This window comes from Streptococcus oralis (genome assembly GCF_001588645.1).
GTDB lineage: Bacteria > Bacillota > Bacilli > Lactobacillales > Streptococcaceae > Streptococcus > Streptococcus oralis_AB.
In genome coordinates, this window is record NZ_LAYF01000004.1 from 15,824 (window position 1) to 39,798 (window position 23,975).

Below are 23,975 nucleotides of genomic sequence, written 5' to 3' on the forward strand. Positions count from 1 at the left end.
TTTTTCTCACTTAACGACCAAATTTGTATACTATATTCAGCAAAAATGAATAGTTAAAGACAAAAAAGGAAGCCACTAAGTGACTTCCTTCTAGAGTGAGGACTGATTAGTCTTCACCTTTGTTTTTCTTAATGATTTCTTCTTGTACTGACTTAGGTACATCTTCGTAGTGGTCAAATACCATCATGAATGTACCACGTCCTTGAGATGCAGAACGAAGAACTGTTGCGTAACCGAACATTTCAGCAAGCGGAACATAAGCACGAACGATTTGGCTGTTACCGTGTGCTTCCATACCATCTACACGTCCACGACGAGCAGTTACGTGACCCATAACATCACCAAGGTTTTCTTCTGGAACAGTGATGGTTACAAGCATCATTGGCTCAAGGATAGCTGGTTGTGCTGACTTAGCAGCTTCTTTAAGGGCAAGTGAAGCCGCGATCTTGAAGGCAGTTTCAGATGAGTCGACATCGTGGTATGAACCATCGTAAAGTTTAGCTTTAACGTCAACCATTGGGTAACCTGCAAGAACACCGTTAGCCATAGATTCTACCAAACCTTTTTCAACCGCTGGGATAAATTCACGAGGAACCACACCACCGACGATTGCGTTTTCGAATTCGAATCCTTTACCTTCTTCGTTTGGAGTAAATTCAATCCATACATCACCGAATTGACCTTTACCACCAGACTGACGTTTGAAGAATCCACGTGCTTGAGTAGAAGCGCGGAATGTTTCACGGTAAGATACTTGAGGAGCACCTACGTTCGCTTCCACTTTGAACTCACGACGCATACGGTCAACAAGGACGTCCAAGTGAAGCTCACCCATACCTGAGATAACTGTTTCACCAGTTTCAACGTTTGTTTCAACGCGGAATGTTGGATCTTCTTCAGCCAATTTTTGAAGGGCGATACCCATCTTATCTTGGTCAGCTTTAGATTTTGGCTCAACCATCAATTGGATAACTGGTTCTGGAACGTTGATTGACTCAAGGATGATTTTAGCTTTTTCATCTGTCAATGAGTCACCAGTTGTAGTATCTTTCAAACCAACGGCAGCAGCGATATCACCTGAGTAAACAGTGTCAATTTCTTGACGGCTGTTAGCGTGCATTTGAAGGATACGTCCGATACGTTCACGTTTACCTTTAGAAGTGTTCAATACGTAAGAACCTGATTGAAGAACACCTGAGTATACACGGAAGAATGTCAAACGACCTACGAATGGGTCAGTCATGATCTTGAAGGCAAGAGCTGCGAATGGCTCTTCGTCAGATGCTGGACGAGTTTCTTCTTCGTCTGTATCTGGGTTGATACCTTTGATCGCTGGGATGTCAAGTGGGCTTGGAAGGTAGTCGATAACCGCATCAAGCATCAATTGAACACCCTTGTTCTTGAAGGCAGAACCACACAATACTGGGAAGAATTCAACGTTGATAGTTGCTTTACGGATAGCAGCTTTCAATTCTTCGTTAGTGATTTCTTCACCTTCAAGGTATTTCATCATCAAGTCTTCATCAGTTTCAGCAACTGCTTCCACCAATTTTTCACGGTATTCTTGAGCTTGGTCAAGGTATTCAGCTGGAATATCTTCTTCAAGGATATCTGTACCAAGGTCGTTAGTATAGATTTCAGCTTTCATCTTGATCAAGTCGATGATACCGCGGAAGTCATCTTCAGCACCGATTGGCAATTGGATTGGGTGTGCGTTTGCTTGAAGACGGTCGTGAAGTGTGCTTACTGAGTAAAGGAAGTCAGCACCGATTTTGTCCATTTTGTTGGCAAATACGATACGTGGAACTCCGTACTCAGTTGCTTGACGCCAAACTGTTTCAGTTTGAGGCTCAACACCTGATTGTGAGTCAAGAACAGTAACCGCACCGTCCAATACACGAAGAGAACGTTGTACTTCGATTGTGAAGTCCACGTGTCCTGGTGTGTCGATGATGTTTACGCGGTGGTTATTCCATTGAGCTGTTGTCGCAGCAGATGTGATAGTGATACCACGTTCTTGCTCTTGCTCCATCCAGTCCATTTGTGACGCACCTTCGTGAGTTTCACCGATTTTGTGGATTTTACCAGTGTAGTAAAGAATACGCTCAGTAGTTGTTGTTTTACCGGCATCGACGTGAGCCATGATACCGATATTACGAGTTTTTTCAAGTGAAAATTCGCGTGCCATGAGGTTTGTTTCTCCTATTTATTTTTAATTTCTATTCTATTATAACACGATTTTAATAAAAACGGATAGGCAGGACCTACCCGTTCTCAATGTTTATCTTGTTTTTGTTGGTTTCAACTTGTAGACAAGTTGAATTGAACTAGGGCTAAAAGCTCAAGTTAACTGATTTGAACTCAATTGAACTCGGGCTAAAAGCTCGGAAAATAGATAAGCTTTCCTAGAATCTTTGATTCTGCGTCAAGCTTCCTAATTTTCAGTCGCTTTTTTAACGCCCTTAGTATCTTATTCTTACCAACGGAAGTGTGCGAAGGCACGGTTAGCTTCAGCCATACGGTGAGTGTCTTCACGTTTCTTAACTGCTGCACCAGTGTTGTTCGCAGCATCCAAGATTTCTTTTGCAAGACGGTCTTGCATTGTGTGTTCACCACGAAGGCGAGCGATGGTTACCAACCAACGAAGTCCAAGTGTTGTACGACGTTCTGGACGAACTTCAACTGGGACTTGGTAGTTAGATCCACCAACACGACGTGCACGTACTTCAAGTACAGGCATGATGTTTTCCATAGCTGTTTCAAATACTTCAAGTGCATCGTTTCCAGTAGCTTCTTTGATTTGCTCAAAAGCACCGTAAACGATTGAAGCAGCTGTACCACGTTTACCGTCAAGCATAACGCGGTTGATAAGACGAGTAACTAGTTGTGAATTGTAAAGCGGATCTGGCAATACGTCACGTTTTGGAGCTCTATTTTTACGACTCATTTCTCTTTATCCCCTTTCCTTATGCTTTTGGACGTTTAGTACCGTATTTAGAACGGCCTTGTTTACGATCGTTAACACCTGCAGTATCAAGTGCACCACGGACGATATGGTAACGTACCCCTGGAAGGTCTTTTACACGTCCACCACGAAGAAGCACCACGCTGTGCTCTTGCAAGTTGTGTCCGATACCTGGGATGTAGGCAGTAACTTCGATAAGGTTGCTCAAACGTACACGAGCGAATTTACGAAGGGCAGAGTTAGGTTTTTTAGGTGTCATTGTTCCAACACGAGTTGCAACACCACGTTTTTGTGGTGAAGAAACGTTTGTTTGAACTTTTTTATGACTGTTGTAACCAACGTTCAAAGCTGGTGATTTAGATTTTTCTACTTTTGATTTACGCGGTTTGCGAACCAATTGGTTAATTGTAGGCATCTACATTCTCCTGTGTTTTTTTATTTTTGGTGATGATACACTTGGTGACAGCTACCATCTGTGTGTACTTTTGCAACATTTGTCAGCACGTCCCTGTACACTTTTGAGAGACCAAAAGTAAAAAGTACCGTCTATTATTGTAACACAATTTTTCCTTCATTGTCAAGATATTTTTCATTTTTATTCTGATCTTTTAACTCTTTGACACTAGCTTTCACCGCTTTTCTAAACCAGAAAAGGAGGCGATTTACCTCCTCCTTTCTAGTATGGATTTCCTTTGATTCAAGTTATCGTTTCGGAATTTTTTAACCCTTCTTATCAAAGCCAACCAGATTCTTTTGCAATGTTGGCTGCCTCTGTTCGATTACCAGCATCTAGTTTCGAAAGAATATTGGTGACATAGTTTCGGACGGTTCCATTTGATAGATAAAGCTGGTCTGCAATCTCTTGATTGGATAAGCCCTGAGCAATTCCCTTTAAAACAGCGATTTCTTGCTCTGTTAACGGGTTAGGATGCGTCATCACCACTTCCATCAATTCAGGCGAATATTCCTTGCGTCCTTCGAGAACAGTGTGCAAGGTTTGCATGAGGTCTGCAATGCTTCTTTCTTTCAAGACATAAGCATCCACTCCAGCCTTGACCGCACGTTCAAAATATCCGGGACGTTTGAAGGTCGTCACCACAACCACCTTTGTTTCTAGCTTTTCTGCTCGTATCCACTCCAAGACTTCGAGGCCTGTCTTAACAGGCATTTCTACGTCAAGAATGGCGATATCTATAGACTCCTTTTCTAAGAGTTGGATTGCTTCTTGGCCATCCTTGGCTTGTAGGACAGACTCTACATCTGGTTGAAAGGTAAGCAACTGGCACATAGCATCTCGCAACATACTTTGATCTTCTGCAACAAGTAATTTCATCTTAATTTCTCTCCTTATAAGGTAGCCGAACCTGCACTTCAGTCGGATGTTTCTGAATGATCACCTTTACTTCTCCTGAAAAAGGAAGGACACGGTCTCGAACGGTATGGAGTTCATCTCCTTTTAGTGAAGCAAAGCCACAGCCATCATCTCTCACTGTTAGGATGAGTTCTTTCTCAGTTCGTTCTAATTTCAAGTAAGCTTTCGATGCTTTAGCATGCTTGATGATGTTGGTCACTAACTCAAGCAAAATCATGGAGGCCGTTGATTCTAATTCCTGAGTTAGGCTAGCTGTATCTAGTTGGTGATTGATTTCCGTTTCAATTCCTGCAATTTCCAGCATTTTTTTAACAGTCGCAAACTCGGAAGCAAGGGTTCTTGTTTTAAGATTTTCGATAATTGTACGGACTTCATTCATGGATTCTTTACTGATTTGATGAATTTCTTTTAATTCTTTTTCCACTTGAGGATAGGCCTGCATTTGAAGAAGCTGGAGGGCAAGGTCCGTCTTCACACTCAACATGGCAAAGGTATGACCTAGGCTGTCATGGAGATCCTGACCGATACGACTGCGTTCGTTTTCAGCCAAGAAAAGATTGAGCTTGGCATTTTGTTTCATCTTTTCTTCTTTTATGTCCTCCGACAATCGAATTCGATAAAGACCAAAGGTCATTGCATCGGAAAAGATAAAGGTCACCAAGAAAAAGAGTAGCTGCCAGGGACTAACATGATTGACCATATAGATTCCGGTCAGAATAAATGGTTGCAGGACAATAAAACTGACAAAACGCCAAGAGTGAAAAGAAATCTCATCCAGCTCATAAATAAGGAGATTGGATAAATAAAAGATAAACCATGTGAAACCTGAACTTAGCCAAACAGATGTATAAAAAATGTAGACAAGCATGGACCACCATGCTAGCCACTGCACGGTGCGATTCTGACTGATTAAAACCGAATAGAAGGCAAGTACAAATAGTAGGGTCCATAGCAAGGTTAAAAGCGGGTAATCTCCAACGATGACACCCGCTATAGGAAAGATGATAAACACTATTGAAATATGAAACATATAATGAATGTTTTTAAATTTTTCCAACATAGATTTATTTTACCTCAATCCGTTTTTTCAGTTGAATGACCAAGACACCAAAGAAAACTGTATAACCTAGTACAACCAAGGCAGAAAGAATACTAAATTCATGGTGTCCCAAATAAGTAGAGACGACCTGCATCAGTTGATAGGTTGGAGTCAGCTTTCCAATAGATTGGAGCCATTCTGGGAAGGAATCCAAGGGGAACCACAGTCCACCTAGGACAGCCAAAGCAATATAGGCAATATTTCCAACAACCGTCATCAGTTGAGCACTGGGTAGCAAGCTCACCAAGACACCCATACTGATAAAGACCACGCTTCCGACCAGTAACATAACTCCGATCACCAACCAATCAAGCCAAGGCAGAGTCACTCCACGGACAAAATGACCAACCGAAAAGACAACAATAATTGATAACAAGAAAGTCAGTAGGGTGCTGAACAGTTTTGATACATAATATTCTACCATAGATACAGGAGAATGTTGAATCAATTTTTGCCAGTTGTTTGTCTTATCAGACTCGAGTGTGCTAGGGATACTGAAAAAAGCACTTGACATGATACTAAAGAGCGTCATGGCAAAGAGATAGGCTTGAAGAGCAATTTCTGGAATGTCTGATCCTGACATCATACCAGAGAAAATAAGGTAAAACACACTTGGAAGTCCGATGGATAGCAAGTAGTAGATGGCTTGCCGTTTCATCAGAATGATTTCTACTTTCATGAGACTTGTCATATTTTTCATCGTCAATCTCCTTTAATCTTGAGTCGTTTCAAAAATACTGTCTAAGAGAGTTCGATTGCGAACTTCAATTTCTTCGATCATGCAGCCCTGTTCTTGCAAGACTTTCCATACCTGGCTGGCTTCTTTGGTGGTGAAGGAAAGAGCATTTTGCTTGATTTCAAGCCCTTGAACCATAGTCAGAGAGCTGACAAAATCCTGATAAGTTAGAGGTATCGTAAAGTGTTTTTCTCGTTCTTCACCACGCATGGCATAAGGTGTCGTATCACGGATCAATTCACCCTTGTGGAGGACCAAGATGCGATCGGCCGTATGCTCCACCTCTTCGATATAGTGAGAAGAATAAACAATGGTCACACCATTTTTCTTTAACTGATTGACAATTTCCCAAAAATGCTGACGTGTCGAGGTATCCATTGCAGCAGTCGGCTCATCTAAAAATAGAATTTTCGGACGACCGATTAAAGCCAACACGAAAGAGAACAAACGTTTTTGCCCACCAGACAACTTGCCCGCAAGCTGATTTTTCTGTTTGTCCGAAAATTTTAGCAAATCATCAATTTCTTGATTTGAGAGACTGTTTGGATAGATTGATTGAAAGAAGGATAAGAGTTCTTTCACTTTCAAGTCTTGAACCACCGTATTTTCTTGAGGCAAGATAGAAATAAGCTGCTTTAATCGAGGATCTGTTGGCGCAAAGCCTTGAATAGCTATCTGACCTGAGCTCATGAACTTGTCGCCCAAGAGGCAATCAATCAAGGTCGTCTTTCCTGCTCCGTTAGGTCCGATCAAGGCGACACACTCGCCATGATGGATTTCAAAAGAGATGTCCCGCAAGATCTCCTTGTCTTTTATTTTCTTACTCAATTTCTCAACTTTAATCACAGTCATGAGATTCTCCTTTCAACCACTTCATTCCCATAGGGAAAACGACGAAAATCATAAATCCAAAACCCCAAGCACCACGAATGAATTGGCGAAGCAAGGTTTGGTCAAACCAACCAGTAAACATTTCCACTAACCATACCAAGAGTGACAGGCCGATAGAGAAATAGATGATTGCTTTTTTCATTCCTCAAACTCCTTTTTCACATCTCTGACTAATTTCAAACCTTCTCTGACAAGCCAAGACATCATTCCAAAGCCAGCAAAGAGCTCCCAAGGGAAATGGTAGAAACCCTCGTCCAATCCTGAAAACATGAGATAGGTCATAACTCCTGCTGCTACTAAACTCACTGCGACAATCATTTTATTTTTCATTTCTTCTTCCTCCATTTCATACTTCAATTATAGTCCTTTGAAGTTAGCGGAGCTAGATGCTTCAGTCACTAGGAAATATGACAAATGTCATAAAAAAAGAACCGATTTCTCGGTTCTTAAAAATGATTAGTCTGATTCATCGTTTCGTTTCTTTTTACCTAGCAATCCAAGTGTCATGACACCTGCTAGGGCTGTTAGAATTCCTAGATTTTTCAAACCATCTTCTTGACTTCCTGTATTTGGAAGTTGATTTTTTTCTACAGAGATGTTTTGAGTCAATTGATCTGGTTTCGAATCAGCTACTGAAAGTTCTTTTTTATCAGACGGCTTCACTTGCTCTGGAAGTTCTACTACGGTTGGAGTATAGAATCCTGAAATGATATTTCCATTACGGTCTTTACGGATCACTTTCACACCTTTGGCTTGTCCTACAAAGTCTGCCTCAGGGGTAAAGGTGACGGTGCCATCTGGTGAGATTACATAAGTTCCTTCGCCTGGAACAACTTTTTCAGTTGTTCCATCTTCAAAGGTTGGCGGAACTGTCAGATCGACATCACCTGTAAAGTTTGGTTTACCAGTCTGAGTTTGACCTTTAAGACCTTCTGATGTCGCATCACTCACTTGTGTTTGTCCAAGGACAGTTGGCGTATAATGAGCAATAACTACATTTCCATACATATCCAGACGTTTCACAACCAATCCTTTAGCTGTACCAACAAAGTCTGGTTCTGGAGTAAAGGTAATCTTACCATCTTTATCAATTGTATAGCTTCCTTCACCCGGAACAATCATAGTCGTGCTACCATCCTCAAATGTTGGTGGTACAGTCGAATCGATATGTCCTTCAAACACTGGTGTTGCCACTTGTGGTTGGCCTTTTGCTCCTGTAGAAGCCGTATCATGACCAGTAGATGGATCTACAACTGCCGGGCGATAGCTTGCAGTAACTGGAGTACCGTTCTTATCCTTGCGGACAATCGTTACGCCTGTTCCTTTTCCTACAAAATTAGCTTCTGGAGTGAAGGTCACTGTTCCATCTGGTGAGATTGCATAAGTTCCTTCACCTGGAATCACTTTTTCAGTTGTTCCATCTTCAAATGTTGCTGCCACAGTTTCATCGATTGGAACAAGCGGATTACCACCTTCAAATGTTGGGGTACCTGTTTGAACAAGCCCCTTAATGTTAACTGAAGAAGTATCTTTACCAGTTGGTGTTACTTTCGTAAACTCTGGACTGTAAGTCGCAGTGACTGGAGTACCATTCTTATCCACACGTTTAACCGTTACTGGATCTGGGTTTCCGACAAACTGCTTGTCTGGTGTGAAGGTTACAGTTCCGTCTGGCGCAATCGTGTAGGTTCCTTGACCTGAAATAGATTTCTCTTTGCTACCATCTTCGAAAGTCATTGGTTTCGTATCATCAATTGGAACCAATGGGTCGCCACCTTGGAAGGTTGGGGTACCAGTTTGAGGAAGACCTTGAGGACCTTTGCTGGTTGCGTTAGTGCCGGTTGGTGTGACCTTGGTCACTGTTGGGGTATAAGTTGCAGTCACTTCTGTACCGTTCTTATCTACACGTTTAACGGTGACTGGATCTGGAGTACCAACATACTGTTTGTCTGGCGTAAAGGTAATAGAGCCATCTGGATTGATGCTGTACTCACCTACACCTGGAACGGTCTTCATTGACTGGCCATCTTCGAAGGTCATCGATTTTGTATCATCAATTGAAACAGCTGAATTACCCGCTGTAAAGCTTGGGATACCCTTTTGAGATTGACCTTGGATACCATTTGAAGTGGCATCCGTTGAAGTTGGAGTCACCTTAGTAAACTCTGGACTGTAAGTCGCAGTAACTGGGGTGCCATTCTTATCCACGCGTTTAACCGTTACTGGAGCTGGTGTACCAACAAACTGTTTGTCTGGAGTGAAAGTTACAGTTCCGTCTGGCGCAATCGTGTAAGTTCCTTGACCTGGAATGTTCTTCTCTTTGCTGCCATCTGCGAAGGTTGGTTCGACTGTTTCATCAATTGGAACCAGTGGATTGCCACCTTGGAAGGTTGGAGTGCCCGTTTGTTGAACACCCTGAGGACCTGTGCTGGTGGCGTTAGTGCTGGTTGGAACTACTTCTTTTACCACTGCTTGGTACTTAACGGTAACAGGGGTGCCGTTGGCATCTACACGAGTCAATTCAAGATCTGGTGTTTCACCCTTGAACTGTTTATCAGGAGTAAAGGTCACCTTACCGTCTGCGTCCACTTCGAACTTACCAACATTTGGCACTTCTTTCACAGCTGCGCCATTGTCAAATAGTGGAGTCGAATCAGCTGGGAATGGAACTGAGTCATGGCCTGGAGTGAAGGTCACTTTACCTTCTTGGACTTGACCTTGAAGTCCTTCTGTCTTATCACCTGAACCAGTTGGGGTCACTTTCGTAAACTCTGGACTGTAGGTTGCAGTGACTGGAGTACCGTTCTTATCCACACGTTTGACTGTGACTGGATCTGGTTTTCCAACAAACTGTTTGTCTGGCGTGAAAGTTACAGTTCCATCTGGTGCAATCGTGTAGGTTCCTTGACCCGGAATAGACTTCTCTTTGCTTCCATCTTCGAAGGTTGGCTCAACTGTTTCATCAATTGGAACCAATGGGTCGCCACCTTGGAAGCTTGGAGTGCCTGTTTGTGGAAGTCCTTGAGGACTTGTGCTCGTTGCGCCAGTTCCTGTTGGGGTGACTTTCGTAAACTCTGGACTGTAGGTCGCAGTAACTGGAGTACCATTCTTATCCACACGTTTCACTGTAACTGGATCTGGGTTTCCAACAAACTGCTTGTCTGGAGTGAAGGTTACAGTTCCGTCTGGTACAATCGTGTAAGTTCCTTGGCCTGGAATAGATGTCTCTTTGCTTCCATCTTCGAAGGTTGGCTCGACTGTTTCATCAATTGGAACCAATGGGTCGCCACCTTGGAAGCTTGGAGTACCAGTTTGTGGAAGCCCCTGAGGGCCTGTGCTGGTTGCGTTAGTTCCTGTTGGGGTTACCTTGGTCACTGTTGGGGTATAAGTCGCAGTTACCGGGGTGCCATTCTTATCCACACGTTTGACTGTGACTGGATCTGGGTTTCCGACAAACTGTTTGTCTGGCGTGAAAGTTACAGTCCCGTCTGGTGCAATCGTGTAAGTTCCTTGACCTGGAATAGTCTTCTCTTTGCTGCCATCTTCAAATGTTGCTACCACAGTTTCATCGATTGGAACAAACGGATCGCCACCTTGGAAGGTTGGAGTTCCTGTTTGTGGAACACCCTGAGGACCCGTGCTGGTTGCACCGGTTCCTGTTGGTGTCACTTTCGTAAACTCTGGACTATAAGTCGCAGTGACTGGAGTTCCGTTCTTATCTACACGTTTGACTGTGACTGGAGTTGGGTTTCCAACAAACTGTTTGTCTGGCGTGAAAGTTACAGTTCCATCTGGTGCAATCGTGTAAGTTCCTTGGCCTGGAATGTTCTTCTCTTTGCTGCCATCTGCGAAGGTTGGCTCTACTGTTTCATCGATCGGAACCAGTGGATCACCACCTTGGAAGCTTGGAGTACCAGTTTGTGGAAGACCTTGAGGACCTGTGCTGGTTGCGCCAGTTCCTGTTGGGGTCACTTTCGTAAACTCTGGACTGTAGGTAGCAGTGACTGGAGTGCCATTCTTATCCACACGTTTCACTGTAACTGGATCTGGACTACCTACAAACTGCTTGTCTGGAGTGAAGGTCACACTTCCATCTGGGGCAATCGTGTAAGTTCCTTGACCTGGAATAGTCTTCTCTTTGCTGCCATCTTCAAAAGTTGGCTCGACTGTCTCATCGATTGGAACAAGTGGATCGCCACCTTGGAAGCTTAGAGTTCCTGTTTGTGGGACACCCTGAGGACCTGTGCTGGTTGCGTTAGTGCTGGTTGGGGTTACCTTAGTCACTGTTGGGGTATAGGTCGCAGTGACTGGAGTGCCGTTCTTATCCACACGTTTCACTGTAACTGGATCTGGTGTGCCAACATATTGTTTTTCTGGTGTAAAGGTAATAGAGCCATCTGGATTGATGCTGTATTCACCTACACCTGGAACTGTTTTCGTTGACTGTCCATCTTCGAAAGTCATTGGTTTCGTATCATCAATTGGAACCAATGGATTACCTTCTGTGAAGGTTGGGGTACCTTTTTGCGGTTGACCTTGGATACCATTTGAAGTGGCATTCGTTGAAGTTGGGGTTACTTCTTTCACCACCGCTTGGTACTTAACGGTAACTGGAGTTCCGTTGGCATCCACACGAGTCAATTCAAGTTCTGGTGTTTCACCCTTGAACTGTTTATCAGGAGTAAAGGTCACCTTACCGTCTGCGTCCACTTCAAATTTACCAACATTTGGCACTTCTTTCACAGTTGTACCATTGTCAAATAGTGGAGTTGAATCAGCTGGGAATGGAACTGAGGCATGGCCTGGAGTGAAGGTCACTTTACCTTCTTGTACCTGACCTTGAAGTCCTTCTGTCTTATCACCTGAACCAGTCGGAGTTACTTTCTCAACAACTGGGGTATAGGTCGTTACAGCCGACTCTCCATTTTTATCCACCACTCCAACTTGAACTGGAGTTGCTGGACCATAGAAGGTTTTCAGTGGAGTAAAGACAATTGTTTTATTTACAAGATCTAAATCGTACGTCCCTTGGTCGGCAATGGTTAGCGAAGTTACCTTTTGCCCATTCTCATCATAAAGAAAAACACTGCTTTGGACTAGTTCAACGGATTTCTTTGCTCCATTAATGGTTGTTGTCCCTTTTGTAAAGTGAACCTCGCTCTCGCTTGCTCTATCCTCATCAAAGTGAATCGTTGCTGCCTGCTTCTGCCCTTGAAGGCCTTTAGATTTCGCTGCACTTGCTGAAGGGACAACTGGAAGCGGAACATAATACACCACCCGATACCAGGTAAATTCTTTTTCCAACTCTTCATCTCTAGGATCATCCGCATACATTAAATACTCATAGAGAGCTCCTTCTCCCGACATTGTGTTTGAATCAATATCCTCTCTTGGATAATAGCCAGGAATTTCAGGAGAAATCACTTGAGACCAAGTTTGGTCTGCAGACCAGGCTGAGTATGTCACACCAGCTGTCGCATCATTTGGCTGCCGTTTCGCCAAAACCTGATCAATTCTCTTAGTTCGAGTAAACGAATGAGTCTCAACATGCTTTGGAGCAAGGAGTGATAAATCAGTATTGTTTGTTTTTTTGAGATATTCATAATCAATTTCGCGAGTTGCACGAACAGTTTCGGATAGTTCTGTTATCTTGTGTCTAAACTGAAACTTGAATTGTTTTGGACTAGCCGAGTCACCAAAGGTATGATCTGTAAAATCGTTACTGATCAGTTCATATCCTGCATCTTCCAATTCCTTAATTCGACGAGCAGGATCATAAGAAATTGGTCCATTAGGTTTGCCTACAACTGTGTCTACCTGTCCTAGTTGCACTTCCTTAGACGGATCATTTACATCCACAAAGGTGAAACTTGCAGATGACAGTTTGGTGGACATTTGGATTAAAACATTATTGGACTCAGTGTACTTGGAACTACCATTTGCCAGAGCCGAAGAAAGATAAGCTGTAGCACCTGAGGCAGTATCTTGCTCGATAACTGCTCCATCGATAGGAAACTGAACACTACTTCCAGCAGCAACCGGGGCAGTCGAATGCCAACGAACTGCACGAATCTCTGACCAATCCGATACCTGTTCTGCTGTGAGCCATTGTGAAGCATTAATTTCTGCAGCAGTACCCGCAGTACGACTATATTGAACTTCCCAGCCTGAAGGTGGTGTTAGAGCTTTTGTCAAACTCACTGTAAATTGAGAACCACGATTTCTGGATTCCAGCTGTTTATCACCTTTCATCGGCAAGGATGATAAAACATAGACATCTGAAACCGCCTGTTTCGCTGCGTTTTTATAGGTCACTCTGAAATCAATCTCATCACCAGGATAGTGCTCTTGGGAATTGTAGGCAAAGTGTTGATCTGTCGCCCTTTTCACTTCAGAGTAGACACCGCTCGCTTCTGAGGCCTGTACGATCACATTGAAGTCATGAGAGGTCGAATTTTTCGAAGTAACAGTAATACCATCTAGTTCTCCCAAGTCAAAACCATTCTGAGCTTGAACATCAGGAAGTTCTTCATCCCAGAAAGCAATTGCTTTATAGGTATAGGTCCCATTTGGAATTGTCTTGTTTTCCAACTTCAAAAGCGATGGAGGCATAGGGGAGTCTGGGGTTCCCTTCACTTGGGCATAGTAGAGAGTTTTCCCAGTATCTTTGTAATTATAATAGACCTTAAAATTAAGGTTTCCACTAAAGTTTAATTGAGGGTCAGCCAAATAGGCTAAATGGTAAACTCCCGTCAAGTTTGCGAAGTTCTGAGTAGGGGTGTCTTTACCCGCAGTCCTTGTGATAAAATCTTGTTTAAAACCAGAAGCATCTGTGTGTCGATTGAAGACATCTGTCCGACGACGTCCAACCATCGAAATTTGCTGGATAACACGCGTCAATTCGGCTGAAGCCGTTTGAGAGAAGGAAACAGTGTTGCTAGTATTCTTAAAAGTGAAATCCGTTCTAGAATCCAACTTACGAATCGTCGAATCTTTATAGAGACTTTCCCAATTATTAAAACGTGTTTTTGTCTGGAAAAAAAATACCGAAGTATCATTGGTTGAGGACTTCCTCATCTTGATATTTTTAAACTTGTACTCCAGCTCCTTCACATCTTGCTCTTCCGTCAATCGTAGACTACGGGTGTTACTATTAAAAGTCCCTAACAACTCGCCTGTAGCTTTATTGTATACTTCTACGGATGCATCCGGTGAGGAGAAAAATTCATTCCAATAACGATCCTCAATTGCATTGACTTCTCGATAAGACTCTCGTGGATCCTGTATTTTATGGGTGACCGTGTAGTCATTGATAGGATAATCTTTTTCAACCTCTGCGACTGATGAAAGTCGAACATTAGAACGGTATTCTGTTTCACCATAGGAACGAATTATCTCCGAGTCAGACTGATTATAGTGTCTATATTCAAAGAGAGAAGACTCTGGCTGATCTGTTTTTTGAACAAAGAGAGCATAAGGCAGAACGGCCGTATTTTGATAGCTAGTCCCATCTGCTTTTGTATAGATACCCGTCACAGTAAAGTTTTGCGCTTTTCTATTGATATCTGCTACTTTGGCATTCTTTAACTTGAAAGAAATTGGAATGAGCTTATTTTTATTGTTATTAATATCTTGAAGCGGATTGTTAGCTCTGTTAATCGTCAGATGGTAACCCGTCGCATCGGCAGTCCATCCCAGAGCTTTAGCTTCATCTGTCAATTCATAACCTTCTTTTAACTCTATATTATAGGTATAAGAAGTGACAGGATCAATGATATGCCCTCCGACATCACTAATCCCCATACCATTGATCATACGACCATCAAAGACACCATTTCCATAGTTGAAGTAATCATTTCTTGCCGTATTATTCTTAGGATCTTTCGCACCGTTAAATAGATAGTAGGACACAACCGACGAATCATCGTCAACGATACCATCATTATTTCGATCGTAGCCAATGACCTGATTGTTAGACATTGGTGTCAGACCACCAACACCATTTTCTAAGACTTTCCATGTGTGTTCAATACTTCCAAGTTCTTTGAGGACATTGCCATTTTTGTCATAGAGCTTAGCAGTTGCTGTCACCTTGTGGTCTGGTCCAATTGCTTGGACAGCGCCTCCCCAGTTCTGAGTCAAAGGATCTATCTGAAAAGTATAGACGAAGTTATAGTTTGCCCCACCTCTCAGATTTGTAGGTTCTATCTTTAAATCAAGGTCCCCATTCGTTTTTTCTTGACTGAACTTTACACCACCTACTGGAGAAGGGGTCAATTTAATAGCTTTCCCATTTTGGAAATGAATTTTGATATACCCACCAGAATAGTCTGCTTCGTGTCCAGTAATACTAAAGGTCAAGGATTCACGGACACTATCTACCGCATGGATATCCTTGATTGGCGAATGAGCTTTAAATGCAGCATTGACTTCATCTAGCGATCTCTTGCGCCTAGAAGAAGTTTTTCCGCTAGAACCGCTTTCTTCCTTGCTTTTCTGCTCAGTTGGAGTTAATTCTAGGGATTGCTTTTTCTCCTCATCTAAAGAAGGCTGACTCGCTTCCTTCGTATTGTCAACTTGAGAAACTGGTTGGCTCTGAGCAACTGGTGCAGATACTTCTGTTTTGGACGGTTCAGTTTTATCCTTCTGGTCCTTAACTGCTTCGTTCTGTGTTACCTCTTTTTGAGGTTTAGAAATGACTTCCTGTCCATTCTCAGCACTTTTTTCCTTCTGTTGAATTTCCGCCTGCGTTTGTTGTTCCTTATTGTTGACTTGAGCTTCATCTGCTTGCACTGGTGAAGTAGCCATCACCATAAAGGTTCCTAGCAATACCGAACAGGTCCCAACACTTAACTTTCTAATCGAAAAGCGGGAAAAAGATTGATTAAAAAATTTTTTCTTCATCATTTCTCCTTTATATTCATACTTAATCTAACATAACAGCTTTATCATTATAACTTATAGTAAATAGAATTTCCAATAGAATGTTCATTTCTACAGAAATTTCTTTATAACTCTATTTGCATAAAAAAGGAAGCTGTAAAACCAGCTTCCTTCTGTTATTTTCATTCCATTTTCACCATTATTCCACACTGAAAAGATATGGATATACGGGTTGTTGACCTTGGTGAATCTCTACTTCAACATCTTCAAATTTTTCTGCGATTTCTTGGGCAATTTCATTGGCAAGTTCTTCGCTTCCGTCTTCACCGACATAGAAAGTCACGATTTCACTATCTTCGTCCAACATATGTTTCAATGTTTCTGTCAAGGTTTGGTGCATGTCCGGGTTTGACACGAGGATTTTCCCATCAACCATACCAAGATTGTCATTTTCATGAATTGCTAATCCATCGATAGTTGTATCACGAACGGCTGTTGTTACACTACCGCTGATGACATCACCAAGGGCTGCAGTCATACGTTCTTTGTTTTCTTCGATTGATTTGCTTGGATCAAAGGCAAGAAGACTGGTCAACCCTTGAGGAATTGTACGTGCTTCTACCACAACAGCAGGCTGTTCAAGCACTTCAGCCGCAGACTGAGCTGCCATAAAGATATTTTTGTTGTTTGGCAAGAAGATGATGTTGCGAGCATTGACCTGTTCAACAGCCTTGATAAAGTCTTCTGTTGAAGGGTTCATCGTCTGACCACCTTCGATAACATAATCCACACCTTGAGCACGGAAGATATCTGCTAAACCTTGACCAGCTACTACTGCGATAAGGGCATACTCTTTTGTTTCAGCAGGTTTGTTTCCTTGAGTTGCTTCTTTTTCAACTTGCGCCTCGTGTTGGTTACGCATATTGTCCACTTTTACCTTGATCAAGCTACCATATTTGAGACCTTCTTGCATGACAAGACCTGGATCTTCTGTATGGACGTGAACTTTGACGATCTCATCATCGTTGACAACAAGTAGAGAGTCGCCTAAGTCATTCAAGTAGTTACGGAATTCATCGTAGTCAAAGTCCTTAGAATAAGTTGGACCTTGTTTGAGAGCTACCATGATCTCCGTACAGTAACCGAAGGTAATATCCTCAGTTGCCACATGACCTGCTACAGACTTGTGGTGCTCTGCATTGATCATTTCACTCATGTTGGCAGGAGTCGCTACAAAGTCTTCAGAAGCGCTGTATTCACCAGTAAGAGCTGAAAGGAATCCTTCGTAGATGAAGACCAAACCTTGACCACCTGAGTCTACCACACCAACTTCCTTAAGGACTGGAAGCATTTCTGGTGTCTTAGCCAAAGCTGCTTTCGCGCCTTCCAAGGCTGCACGCATAACCTCAACGGCATCATCGGTCTGCTCTGCTTTTTTCTTAGCACCGATGGCAGCACCACGTGATACAGTCAAAATTGTTCCTTCGACTGGTTTCATAACCGCTTTATAAGCTACTTCGACACCGGATTGGAAGGCAAGAGCCAAGTCTTGACCTGTTAATTCATCTTTTTCCTTGATAGCCTGAGAGAAGCCACGGAAGAGCTGAGAAGTGATAACCCCTGAGTTCCCACGCGCACCCATCAAGAGCCCTTTGGCAAGAATGCTCGCTACTTCTCCAACTGTAGAAGCAGGCTTGTCTGCTACTTCTTTGGCACCATTTTCAATGGTCATTCCCATGTTTGTCCCAGTATCTCCATCTGGAACTGGAAAGACGTTCAATGAATTGACATATTCTGCTTGCTTATTCAAACGAGTTGATGCAGCCTGCACCATCTCTTGGAATAAACTGGTAGTAATTTTTGACACGATTATTCTCCTACAACTTTGATATTTTGAATGTAGACATTCACAGTCTGAGCAGTAATCCCTAGTTGATTTTCTAAACTAAAACGAACACGCTCTTGAATGTTTTTTGACACTTCGCTTATCTTTACTCCGTAGCTCAATACGGTATAAACATCAACTGCAATGCTACCATCTTCGGCTGCTTTTATAACAACACCCTTAGAATAATTTTCCTTACCAAGAAGGGCTTGGAAATTGTCTTTGAGGGCATTTTTACTAGCCATACCGACCACACCAAAAATCTCAGTTGCGGCACCACCTACTACGGTTGCAATCACTTCATCTGTCAGTTCGATTTGACCATCTTTTGTATTAATTTTTACAGTCATTTTTTTTACCTCAACTAGTTGATACTCTATTTTATCATATTTCAGCCCAAGTGTAAAAGCAGAATGCTGTATCGGCGGATATTTACTCTATTTTTCAAATGATTTTATCCTTAGAGCAAAAGAAAAAGACCTAAGCGGTCTTTTCATTTTTATTAAACGCGTTCAACTTTACCTGATTTCAAAGCACGAGCTGAAGCCCAAACTTTTTTAGGTTTACCATCGATAAGAACCGTAACTTTTTGAAGGTTTGGTTTTACGGCACGTTTTGTTTGGTTCATCGCGTGTGAACGGTTGTTTCCTGATACAGTCTTACGACCTGTAAAGTAACATACTTTAGCCATTGTGTTTTCCTCCTATTAGATCTAATATAGCGGATGTGCTAGCACCACATACCGTACTATGTTATCACACTTTCTTGAATTTATCAAGGGCCTAAACTATTTTGTTTGTGTCTAAATTTTTGGGAATAATCAAATATCCTTATAACTCAATAAGAAAGCGAGATTTTTCAGACAAAAAAACTGGAAAAAGTTCCTCACTTTACCCCAGCCCTTGACTATATTGCACTATTTATGCTACAATATTGTTTGACTGATTAAGCAAAGTGTGTGTTTGTCTTAATCGGTGGTGTAGGAGTTGCTGCTTCTACACCTTTTTCTTTTTTATATTTACTCTATTATTGTAACACACATTAGGCAAAAAAGCAACTGTTTTGTATAAAAACATGATAAAAAGACCTCTAAAAATTCTTTTTTTAGAGGCTTTTGTCTGCCTTCAAATTTTATTTATGCCCTCTTTTTCTGATGACAGCACCGTGTGGCTTATGGTTAATACGAAACCCTGCGCCTAATCCCGAATCCCTAAATTCCTCATACTCTTGTCTCCAAGCTCCAAAAAACAGCTCGTGTAGCTGATCAATTCGCTCAATAAGAATCATCTTGGCCATGGTACAAGCCCCTTCGATGGACCAATACATCCCTCGATGTTTCATGCGGTAAGTGACCTTTCGGTGCTGACTCTCCATTACCCCGATACCACGTGAGGACAATCCTCTAAGTTTAGGTGGCCTAGTGTCACAGAAATTTCTTAATAATTTCTTACGAAAATTGTAAAAATTATCAAGAGCTTCCTGGCTTTCTATGAGAGATTCAACTGTATCTAGTACGGTCTGAAGCAGGCTCTTCTGATGATTTTTGATAGCCTTAAAAGCAAGATCAAGTAGTGTAGACGGGTACGGCTTCAGGAATCTTTTAAGTTCTTCATTGACATGATAGGCATCCCAGAAATGCTCATGACGTTTAATTCGTAGGACCTTCTTAATTTCTTGAAATATTCTGCGAGAATATCCTTTACCATTGTCCGAGTTAGTGATAAGAAGAGTTCGATCAGTGATTTCAAAATGATTATAGAGATAGTCTATCAATTCTTCCTTTGCTTGTTCATGGCTTGTATGTATAATCTCATGCTTATTCTCTAGTACATACCGATTATTACCAACCTTCTTCGCTCCAGTATGAATCAGGAAATGGGCTAAGTCTGTATTGTGTCGTTCATCATTGCTTGATGTTGTCTTGACGAGCACACCATCTCCCTCCAGGTAGATTTTATCTGCCTGGATTTTTTTCGGTTGCTCATCACCTCTAAAAAGCCGATAGCGTTCCCTATCTGAAAAGAGTCTGCCTGCCATTTTTACAGACTTCAAAACAGCGTCCTTTGTTATCTCCAGGCGATAAGCCATCTTAACTGTTCGACAAACTTCACGGTAGGATAAAACAGAAGCGTGTTTTGCCATGTGAAAAATCAACTCAGGAGAATAACGCATATACTTTTCTAGACCTAGCCACTCATCTACGGGATAACAACTTTTCTTTCCCTTTCGCCAGCGATTCCTAGAGAAGGTCACCTCTCCAAATGTAAAAACAACTGTCCTCTCTGTACTATCTATCCGCTTATATCCCCTCAGTCTCATGAAGGGAGCAATCTGCTCGTCATAATCTCTTACTCGCTTCAGGAATTGCTGCTCACGTTTGCGATCTAGTTCTGCGATAAATTCTTTTTCATCAAATCTAAACATACTTTCTATTGTACTGAAATCATGACTAGATTGAAAACATCACAAACTTTCTGCAAGACTCTTTCAAAAATAAAAGCCTTCCCTTATTGGGAAGGTTGTTTAATTATAAATATAATTATATTTATAACGATAAACTTTCGATTAGTTTATCAAGATAATCTGATGCAGACTTTGCACCAACTGCTTTAGCAATTTCATCCAATTTTTTCCGATTGCTTGGTTTCAAAGTAAACTGAAATTGTTTCTTACGTTCAAAGCTTTCAAACTCAACTGCGACTTCATTTGGAGTCCGATCAGGTTGGCTGCTCGCTTCAATGATCTGTGATATTTCTTTTTCCTTAGGGGTAAATGCCATGATAATCTCCTTCTAATTATATTTATAATTGTATTTGTGTTTATAAATATAATTATATTGTATCATAAATTTTTGAAAAAGTCTGCTCCAGCTCAGTGAAAAACTTTTTGTGTTTTTGATAAAGCTCAGAATTCTCCTTCATATCTGCAATAGAGATCTTATCAATCGTGGAATGATTGAATAACTCTTTTGCTGGTACGATGCCTAGAAGGTTGTCTGTTCCCTTCTCTTTAGCTTCAAGTCCCAGAGCTTCCAGTAACTCTCTTGATGATCCATAGTTCGGTCGGATCATATTTGCTAAGAAATATAGCTCAGCAGTAATGTATGATTCCCTTGTACGATAGTCAATTACATCCTTTCTGAATGCTTCTAACCGAGTTGATAGATTGAATTTGGCATTATAACCAAACTCTGAAGGAGTCAAGGGACTAATAATAGCGTGACTGACCGCAACAGCATTTTTAGTAGCTGTCGCAAAGTCTGGTCTACAATCAATCAAGATATAGTCAAACTGATCCAACTTTTTCTTTTCGTAGTTATCCTCTAGCCAAAGATAAAGTAGCATATTTTTCTTATCGCTGTTCTCCAGATCTCGTTCCACCGTATCAAGCTGAACTGAACCTGGAATTAGACTGATATTTTTCTTGACTTGCTTAATATCCACATCGCCACCTTTAAAAGCATTAGCAATCGTATTCTTGCTCTCGTAAATATTATAGCACTGGGTTAAATTGCACTGATGGTCAAGATCAATCAAAAGAACCTTATGCCCTTTTTTAGCCAGCCATTCCCCATAATTAAATGTTAAAGTTGTTTTCCCAACACCGCCTTTAATAGCAGCAAAAGTAATAATTTTCATTCTATTTCTCCATTCCATCCGTAGTAGCAATGGCTACACATTGTTTCTTCTTCATCTATCCACCAACAAGCGCCTTTGTCAGAAGTATAGCAAGCATTGTTCCAAGTGCAACCGCAAATTTTGCAATGAGATTTTTCTGCCATCTACCTATCTCCTTGTTATTTTCTATAATTCTATTATACCATTATAATTATATTTGTCAATATGTTTATAATTATATTTATAATTATTTTTGCAATGAAGTCTCTCCTCCCTTTCGCCAGCAATTCCTAGAAAAGGTTATCTCTCCAAATGTAAAGAGAACTGTTCTCTCTGTACTGAAATCATGACTAGATTGAAAACATCAGAAACTTCTACAAGACTTTTTCATCCTCAAATCGTCGGTCAACTTTCTCTTCACGACTACGCACGTGCTCCTTAATATCTCTATAATCTGTGTAATGTTTTAGAGTATCGTCAAAGAACTCTTGTAAGGCTCCTTTTTCAATTTGGAATTGTTTGATCAGTTGACTGACATCTTCCAGTCCCATATCTTTTGGAACTCCTAAATCATCCAATAGTTGTACCGCCGCAAGACTATTTTCTGGAGATCGCTGGATGGCTAAAAGTGCTCCTTCAATTTTATGATAACGTCCAAGTCGGTCATCTAGCTGTCTTAATTCCTCCTGGGTAGCCTCTATCTTTTCATTAAAGCGCTCCTCCAAATGTTGAAATTGTGTTCCATCTGTCACGCCGTGCTCGACTAAAAAATTATATTCCTTAATCAGTTCACGTATAGAGGAAATTTGAGCGTTTTTAGTTACAAGTGTTTCTCCATTTTGTTTGGCCAATTGCCTTGCGACAGTCAAGCCCATCATGTACCTATTTTTTTGAGATTGATCAGGATTGAGAAAATAAAAATAGTCTTTCTCTTTGATATAGATGGTATAATTTCCATCCTCATTTTTATCAACTTTATGAGAAGGTATTAAAATTGTACCACTATTTAAAGCTCCCATATCCATCTGCACGTAAATGCCTTGCTTGCTTTCTTGCTCGACCTGCCAGGATTCCACTTCCAATTTCAATTCAAAATCATTTGCCGTTTTTTCTTTTGATTTTTGATATTGTTCTTTCAATTCCTCCACATCAAAAACTAACTGATTCTTAGAAATTCTCTCTTTTATTTTTTCAAGAGAATAGAGTCCTTTCTTCGATAATGCATCATCTCGGACATTTCTTTGTTGGGGCTGATCAAGTAATTTATACTTCACAAATTTACCAGAGAAATCAATCTGAAGATCAAGCGAAGTTGCTTTATGTTTAAAATCTTCTAACGAAAGAGAGTGCTTCAGAAGAAAATCAAGACGTTCCTTGATTTCAAACCTATAATTATTTTGTCTCCGCCAAGCAGAATACTTTGTATAAGAATTTTTCATAGTAGGCTCAATAATTTTAGCACCATAACGTGCTGCATATTTGTCCGATATCGCCCTCAGATTTTTCAATGTTTTCTTTTCCCAACGAAATTTCTTGAGCGTTGAGGTATTGGTGGTATTGAGTATGATGTGATTATGAAGATGATCTTTATCCGTGTGTGTTGCAATCACAAACTCATAATTTCCACCTGTCAATTCTAACATCGTTTGGCGGCCAATTTCATGAACCTGCTCAGGAGTCAAGTTATCATCTGGAGAAAAAGACTGGATAATGTGATGAGCCAATACTTGTTTTCCTGAAGATAATTCTTTCAAGTCGTCATCTCCTTTTTTAAAGGCTGCAGCCAATTTTGTCATGACCATTTCTTCATCTGCTACGCTAAAATCAGAGATCCCATTGCCAGATACTAGCTTCATTTGAAGCTCACCATTATGATAGACAAGAGGAAAATCAAGATCACTTTCTGCAGTTCCTGATACAAGAGTTTTCGCTTCATTCAGAATATAATTAACAGCTCTCTTCAGATTAGCTGGTGTTTTAATTTGAGTTGGTGATTTAATTACTACCATTCTTCTATATCACTCCTTACCGTTCGTTTCCGTTCCTGTAGACTCTGTTTTTCTGCGCTAGAAAGTTTGGCAGCTACCATCTCTTTCAACTCAGATAGATAGTCAATAACTTGTGCTACTTCCTCTGGCCTAACCCCTTGATTTTCGTTAGCGTGCTTGGCAATTTGGTTAATGTTCGTCCCAACTCGATTGATGGCAACTCGAAGGTCTTTCAATTCAGAAAAATCAATTTGCACCACCTTCCCTTGCACCAATTGATTCTTCGCATAGTATTGAAAAGATGGAACTCCCATTTGGGCCATCGCTGTTTTAATTTGACGATCTTCCTCTGGTGTTAGTCGTATCAATTTTTGTATATAGCGTTTTCTATTTTCTCGTTTCTGCATTATTTTTTATCCCCTTTCTCTCAAAGTATCTGGTATTTTCTTACTAGGCATCAACCCCTGACTTCCTTCCGGCAAGCGTAGCAAATGGATATCCATTTGCGAAATTTAAAAAAATCAGAGAAGGAGAACCTT

General features: G+C 41.2%; 19 protein-coding genes. All 19 read right to left on the reverse strand.

The window, feature by feature from the left end; all coding sequences use genetic code 11:
- Positions 1-106: 106 nt before the first annotated feature.
- The gene (gene fusA, locus A0739_RS03935; RefSeq protein WP_000090339.1) at positions 107-2,188 is read right to left on the reverse strand and encodes an elongation factor G; all 2,082 of its coding nucleotides are present in this window, start codon (positions 2,186-2,188) and stop codon (positions 107-109) included.
- Between the two features lie 288 nt (positions 2,189-2,476).
- Entirely contained in the window at positions 2,477-2,947 is a 471-nt protein-coding gene (gene rpsG, locus A0739_RS03940) for a 30S ribosomal protein S7 (RefSeq protein WP_000087873.1), read from the reverse strand.
- 19 nt (positions 2,948-2,966) lie between these two features.
- Complete coding sequence (gene rpsL / locus A0739_RS03945; RefSeq protein ID WP_001142332.1) at positions 2,967-3,380, reverse strand: 30S ribosomal protein S12; 414 nt, start codon at positions 3,378-3,380, stop codon at positions 2,967-2,969.
- 318 nt (positions 3,381-3,698) lie between these two features.
- A complete protein-coding gene (locus A0739_RS03950) occupies positions 3,699-4,298 on the reverse strand; it encodes a response regulator transcription factor (RefSeq protein ID WP_000772064.1) in 600 nt (199 codons plus the stop codon).
- Position 4,299: 1 nt separating this feature from the next.
- Positions 4,300-5,397 (reverse strand): sensor histidine kinase, encoded by a 1,098-nt coding sequence (locus A0739_RS03955; RefSeq protein WP_061587141.1) that lies wholly within the window; start codon positions 5,395-5,397, stop codon positions 4,300-4,302.
- A 4-nt stretch (positions 5,398-5,401) separates the two neighbouring features.
- The gene (locus A0739_RS03960; protein WP_061587142.1) at positions 5,402-6,136 is read right to left on the reverse strand and encodes an ABC transporter permease; all 735 of its coding nucleotides are present in this window, start codon (positions 6,134-6,136) and stop codon (positions 5,402-5,404) included.
- Positions 6,137-6,148: 12 nt separating this feature from the next.
- The gene (locus A0739_RS03965; protein WP_061587143.1) at positions 6,149-7,024 is read right to left on the reverse strand and encodes an ABC transporter ATP-binding protein; all 876 of its coding nucleotides are present in this window, start codon (positions 7,022-7,024) and stop codon (positions 6,149-6,151) included.
- Positions 7,011-7,205, reverse strand: a complete 195-nt coding sequence (locus tag A0739_RS03970) for a hypothetical protein (RefSeq protein WP_061587144.1) — start codon at positions 7,203-7,205, stop codon at positions 7,011-7,013. Before A0739_RS03970 ends, A0739_RS03965 begins: the two co-directional genes overlap by 14 nt.
- Positions 7,202-7,408 (reverse strand): hypothetical protein, encoded by a 207-nt coding sequence (locus A0739_RS03975; protein WP_000390701.1) that lies wholly within the window; start codon positions 7,406-7,408, stop codon positions 7,202-7,204. The genes A0739_RS03970 and A0739_RS03975 overlap by 4 nt, the downstream gene beginning before the upstream one ends.
- Positions 7,409-7,519: 111 nt before the next feature.
- Positions 7,520-15,970 (reverse strand): YSIRK-type signal peptide-containing protein, encoded by an 8,451-nt coding sequence (locus A0739_RS03980; protein WP_061587145.1) that lies wholly within the window; start codon positions 15,968-15,970, stop codon positions 7,520-7,522.
- Between the two features lie 175 nt (positions 15,971-16,145).
- Positions 16,146-17,813: a DAK2 domain-containing protein gene (locus A0739_RS03985; protein WP_061587146.1), complete on the reverse strand. Its 1,668-nt coding sequence runs from the start codon at positions 17,811-17,813 to the stop codon at positions 16,146-16,148.
- 2 nt (positions 17,814-17,815) lie between these two features.
- Entirely contained in the window at positions 17,816-18,181 is a 366-nt protein-coding gene (locus tag A0739_RS03990) for an Asp23/Gls24 family envelope stress response protein (protein WP_000216434.1), read from the reverse strand.
- Positions 18,182-18,333: 152 nt separating this feature from the next.
- Entirely contained in the window at positions 18,334-18,522 is a 189-nt protein-coding gene (gene rpmB, locus A0739_RS03995) for a 50S ribosomal protein L28 (RefSeq protein ID WP_001140948.1), read from the reverse strand.
- Positions 18,523-18,962: 440 nt separating this feature from the next.
- Positions 18,963-20,255, reverse strand: coding sequence for an ISLre2 family transposase (locus A0739_RS04000; RefSeq protein ID WP_196755711.1), 1,293 nt, complete (start codon positions 20,253-20,255; stop codon positions 18,963-18,965).
- Between the two features lie 121 nt (positions 20,256-20,376).
- Entirely contained in the window at positions 20,377-20,610 is a 234-nt protein-coding gene (locus A0739_RS04005) for a hypothetical protein (protein WP_061587147.1), read from the reverse strand.
- A gap of 52 nt (positions 20,611-20,662) precedes the next feature.
- On the reverse strand, positions 20,663-21,469 hold the full coding sequence (locus tag A0739_RS04010; RefSeq protein WP_061587148.1) for a ParA family protein: 807 nt from the start codon (positions 21,467-21,469) through the stop codon (positions 20,663-20,665).
- Positions 21,466-21,612 (reverse strand): hypothetical protein, encoded by a 147-nt coding sequence (locus A0739_RS04015; protein ID WP_061587149.1) that lies wholly within the window; start codon positions 21,610-21,612, stop codon positions 21,466-21,468. Before A0739_RS04015 ends, A0739_RS04010 begins: the two co-directional genes overlap by 4 nt.
- A 210-nt stretch (positions 21,613-21,822) precedes the next feature.
- Positions 21,823-23,457: a relaxase/mobilization nuclease domain-containing protein gene (locus A0739_RS04020; protein WP_061587150.1), complete on the reverse strand. Its 1,635-nt coding sequence runs from the start codon at positions 23,455-23,457 to the stop codon at positions 21,823-21,825.
- Positions 23,451-23,843 (reverse strand): plasmid mobilization relaxosome protein MobC, encoded by a 393-nt coding sequence (gene mobC, locus A0739_RS04025; protein ID WP_185774013.1) that lies wholly within the window; start codon positions 23,841-23,843, stop codon positions 23,451-23,453. Before mobC ends, A0739_RS04020 begins: the two co-directional genes overlap by 7 nt.
- Positions 23,844-23,975: the final 132 nt, after the last annotated feature.

Coding starts and splice junctions, on each gene's coding strand:
- fusA (WP_000090339.1), bottom strand. CDS start 2,188: ATGGCACGCGAATTTTCACTTGAAAAAACTCGTAATATCGGTATCATG.
- rpsG (WP_000087873.1), bottom strand. CDS start 2,947: ATGAGTCGTAAAAATAGAGCTCCAAAACGTGACGTATTGCCAGATCCG.
- rpsL (WP_001142332.1), bottom strand. CDS start 3,380: ATGCCTACAATTAACCAATTGGTTCGCAAACCGCGTAAATCAAAAGTA.
- A0739_RS03950 (WP_000772064.1), bottom strand. CDS start 4,298: ATGAAATTACTTGTTGCAGAAGATCAAAGTATGTTGCGAGATGCTATG.
- A0739_RS03955 (WP_061587141.1), bottom strand. CDS start 5,397: ATGTTGGAAAAATTTAAAAACATTCATTATATGTTTCATATTTCAATA.
- A0739_RS03960 (WP_061587142.1), bottom strand. CDS start 6,136: ATGAAAAATATGACAAGTCTCATGAAAGTAGAAATCATTCTGATGAAA.
- A0739_RS03965 (WP_061587143.1), bottom strand. CDS start 7,024: ATGACTGTGATTAAAGTTGAGAAATTGAGTAAGAAAATAAAAGACAAG.
- A0739_RS03970 (WP_061587144.1), bottom strand. CDS start 7,205: ATGAAAAAAGCAATCATCTATTTCTCTATCGGCCTGTCACTCTTGGTA.
- A0739_RS03975 (WP_000390701.1), bottom strand. CDS start 7,408: ATGGAGGAAGAAGAAATGAAAAATAAAATGATTGTCGCAGTGAGTTTA.
- A0739_RS03980 (WP_061587145.1), bottom strand. CDS start 15,970: ATGATGAAGAAAAAATTTTTTAATCAATCTTTTTCCCGCTTTTCGATT.
- A0739_RS03990 (WP_000216434.1), bottom strand. CDS start 18,181: ATGACTGTAAAAATTAATACAAAAGATGGTCAAATCGAACTGACAGAT.
- rpmB (WP_001140948.1), bottom strand. CDS start 18,522: ATGGCTAAAGTATGTTACTTTACAGGTCGTAAGACTGTATCAGGAAAC.
- A0739_RS04000 (WP_196755711.1), bottom strand. CDS start 20,255: ATGTTTAGATTTGATGAAAAAGAATTTATCGCAGAACTAGATCGCAAA.
- A0739_RS04005 (WP_061587147.1), bottom strand. CDS start 20,610: ATGGCATTTACCCCTAAGGAAAAAGAAATATCACAGATCATTGAAGCG.
- A0739_RS04010 (WP_061587148.1), bottom strand. CDS start 21,469: ATGAAAATTATTACTTTTGCTGCTATTAAAGGCGGTGTTGGGAAAACA.
- A0739_RS04015 (WP_061587149.1), bottom strand. CDS start 21,612: ATGGCAGAAAAATCTCATTGCAAAATTTGCGGTTGCACTTGGAACAAT.
- A0739_RS04020 (WP_061587150.1), bottom strand. CDS start 23,457: ATGGTAGTAATTAAATCACCAACTCAAATTAAAACACCAGCTAATCTG.
- mobC (WP_185774013.1), bottom strand. CDS start 23,843: ATGCAGAAACGAGAAAATAGAAAACGCTATATACAAAAATTGATACGA.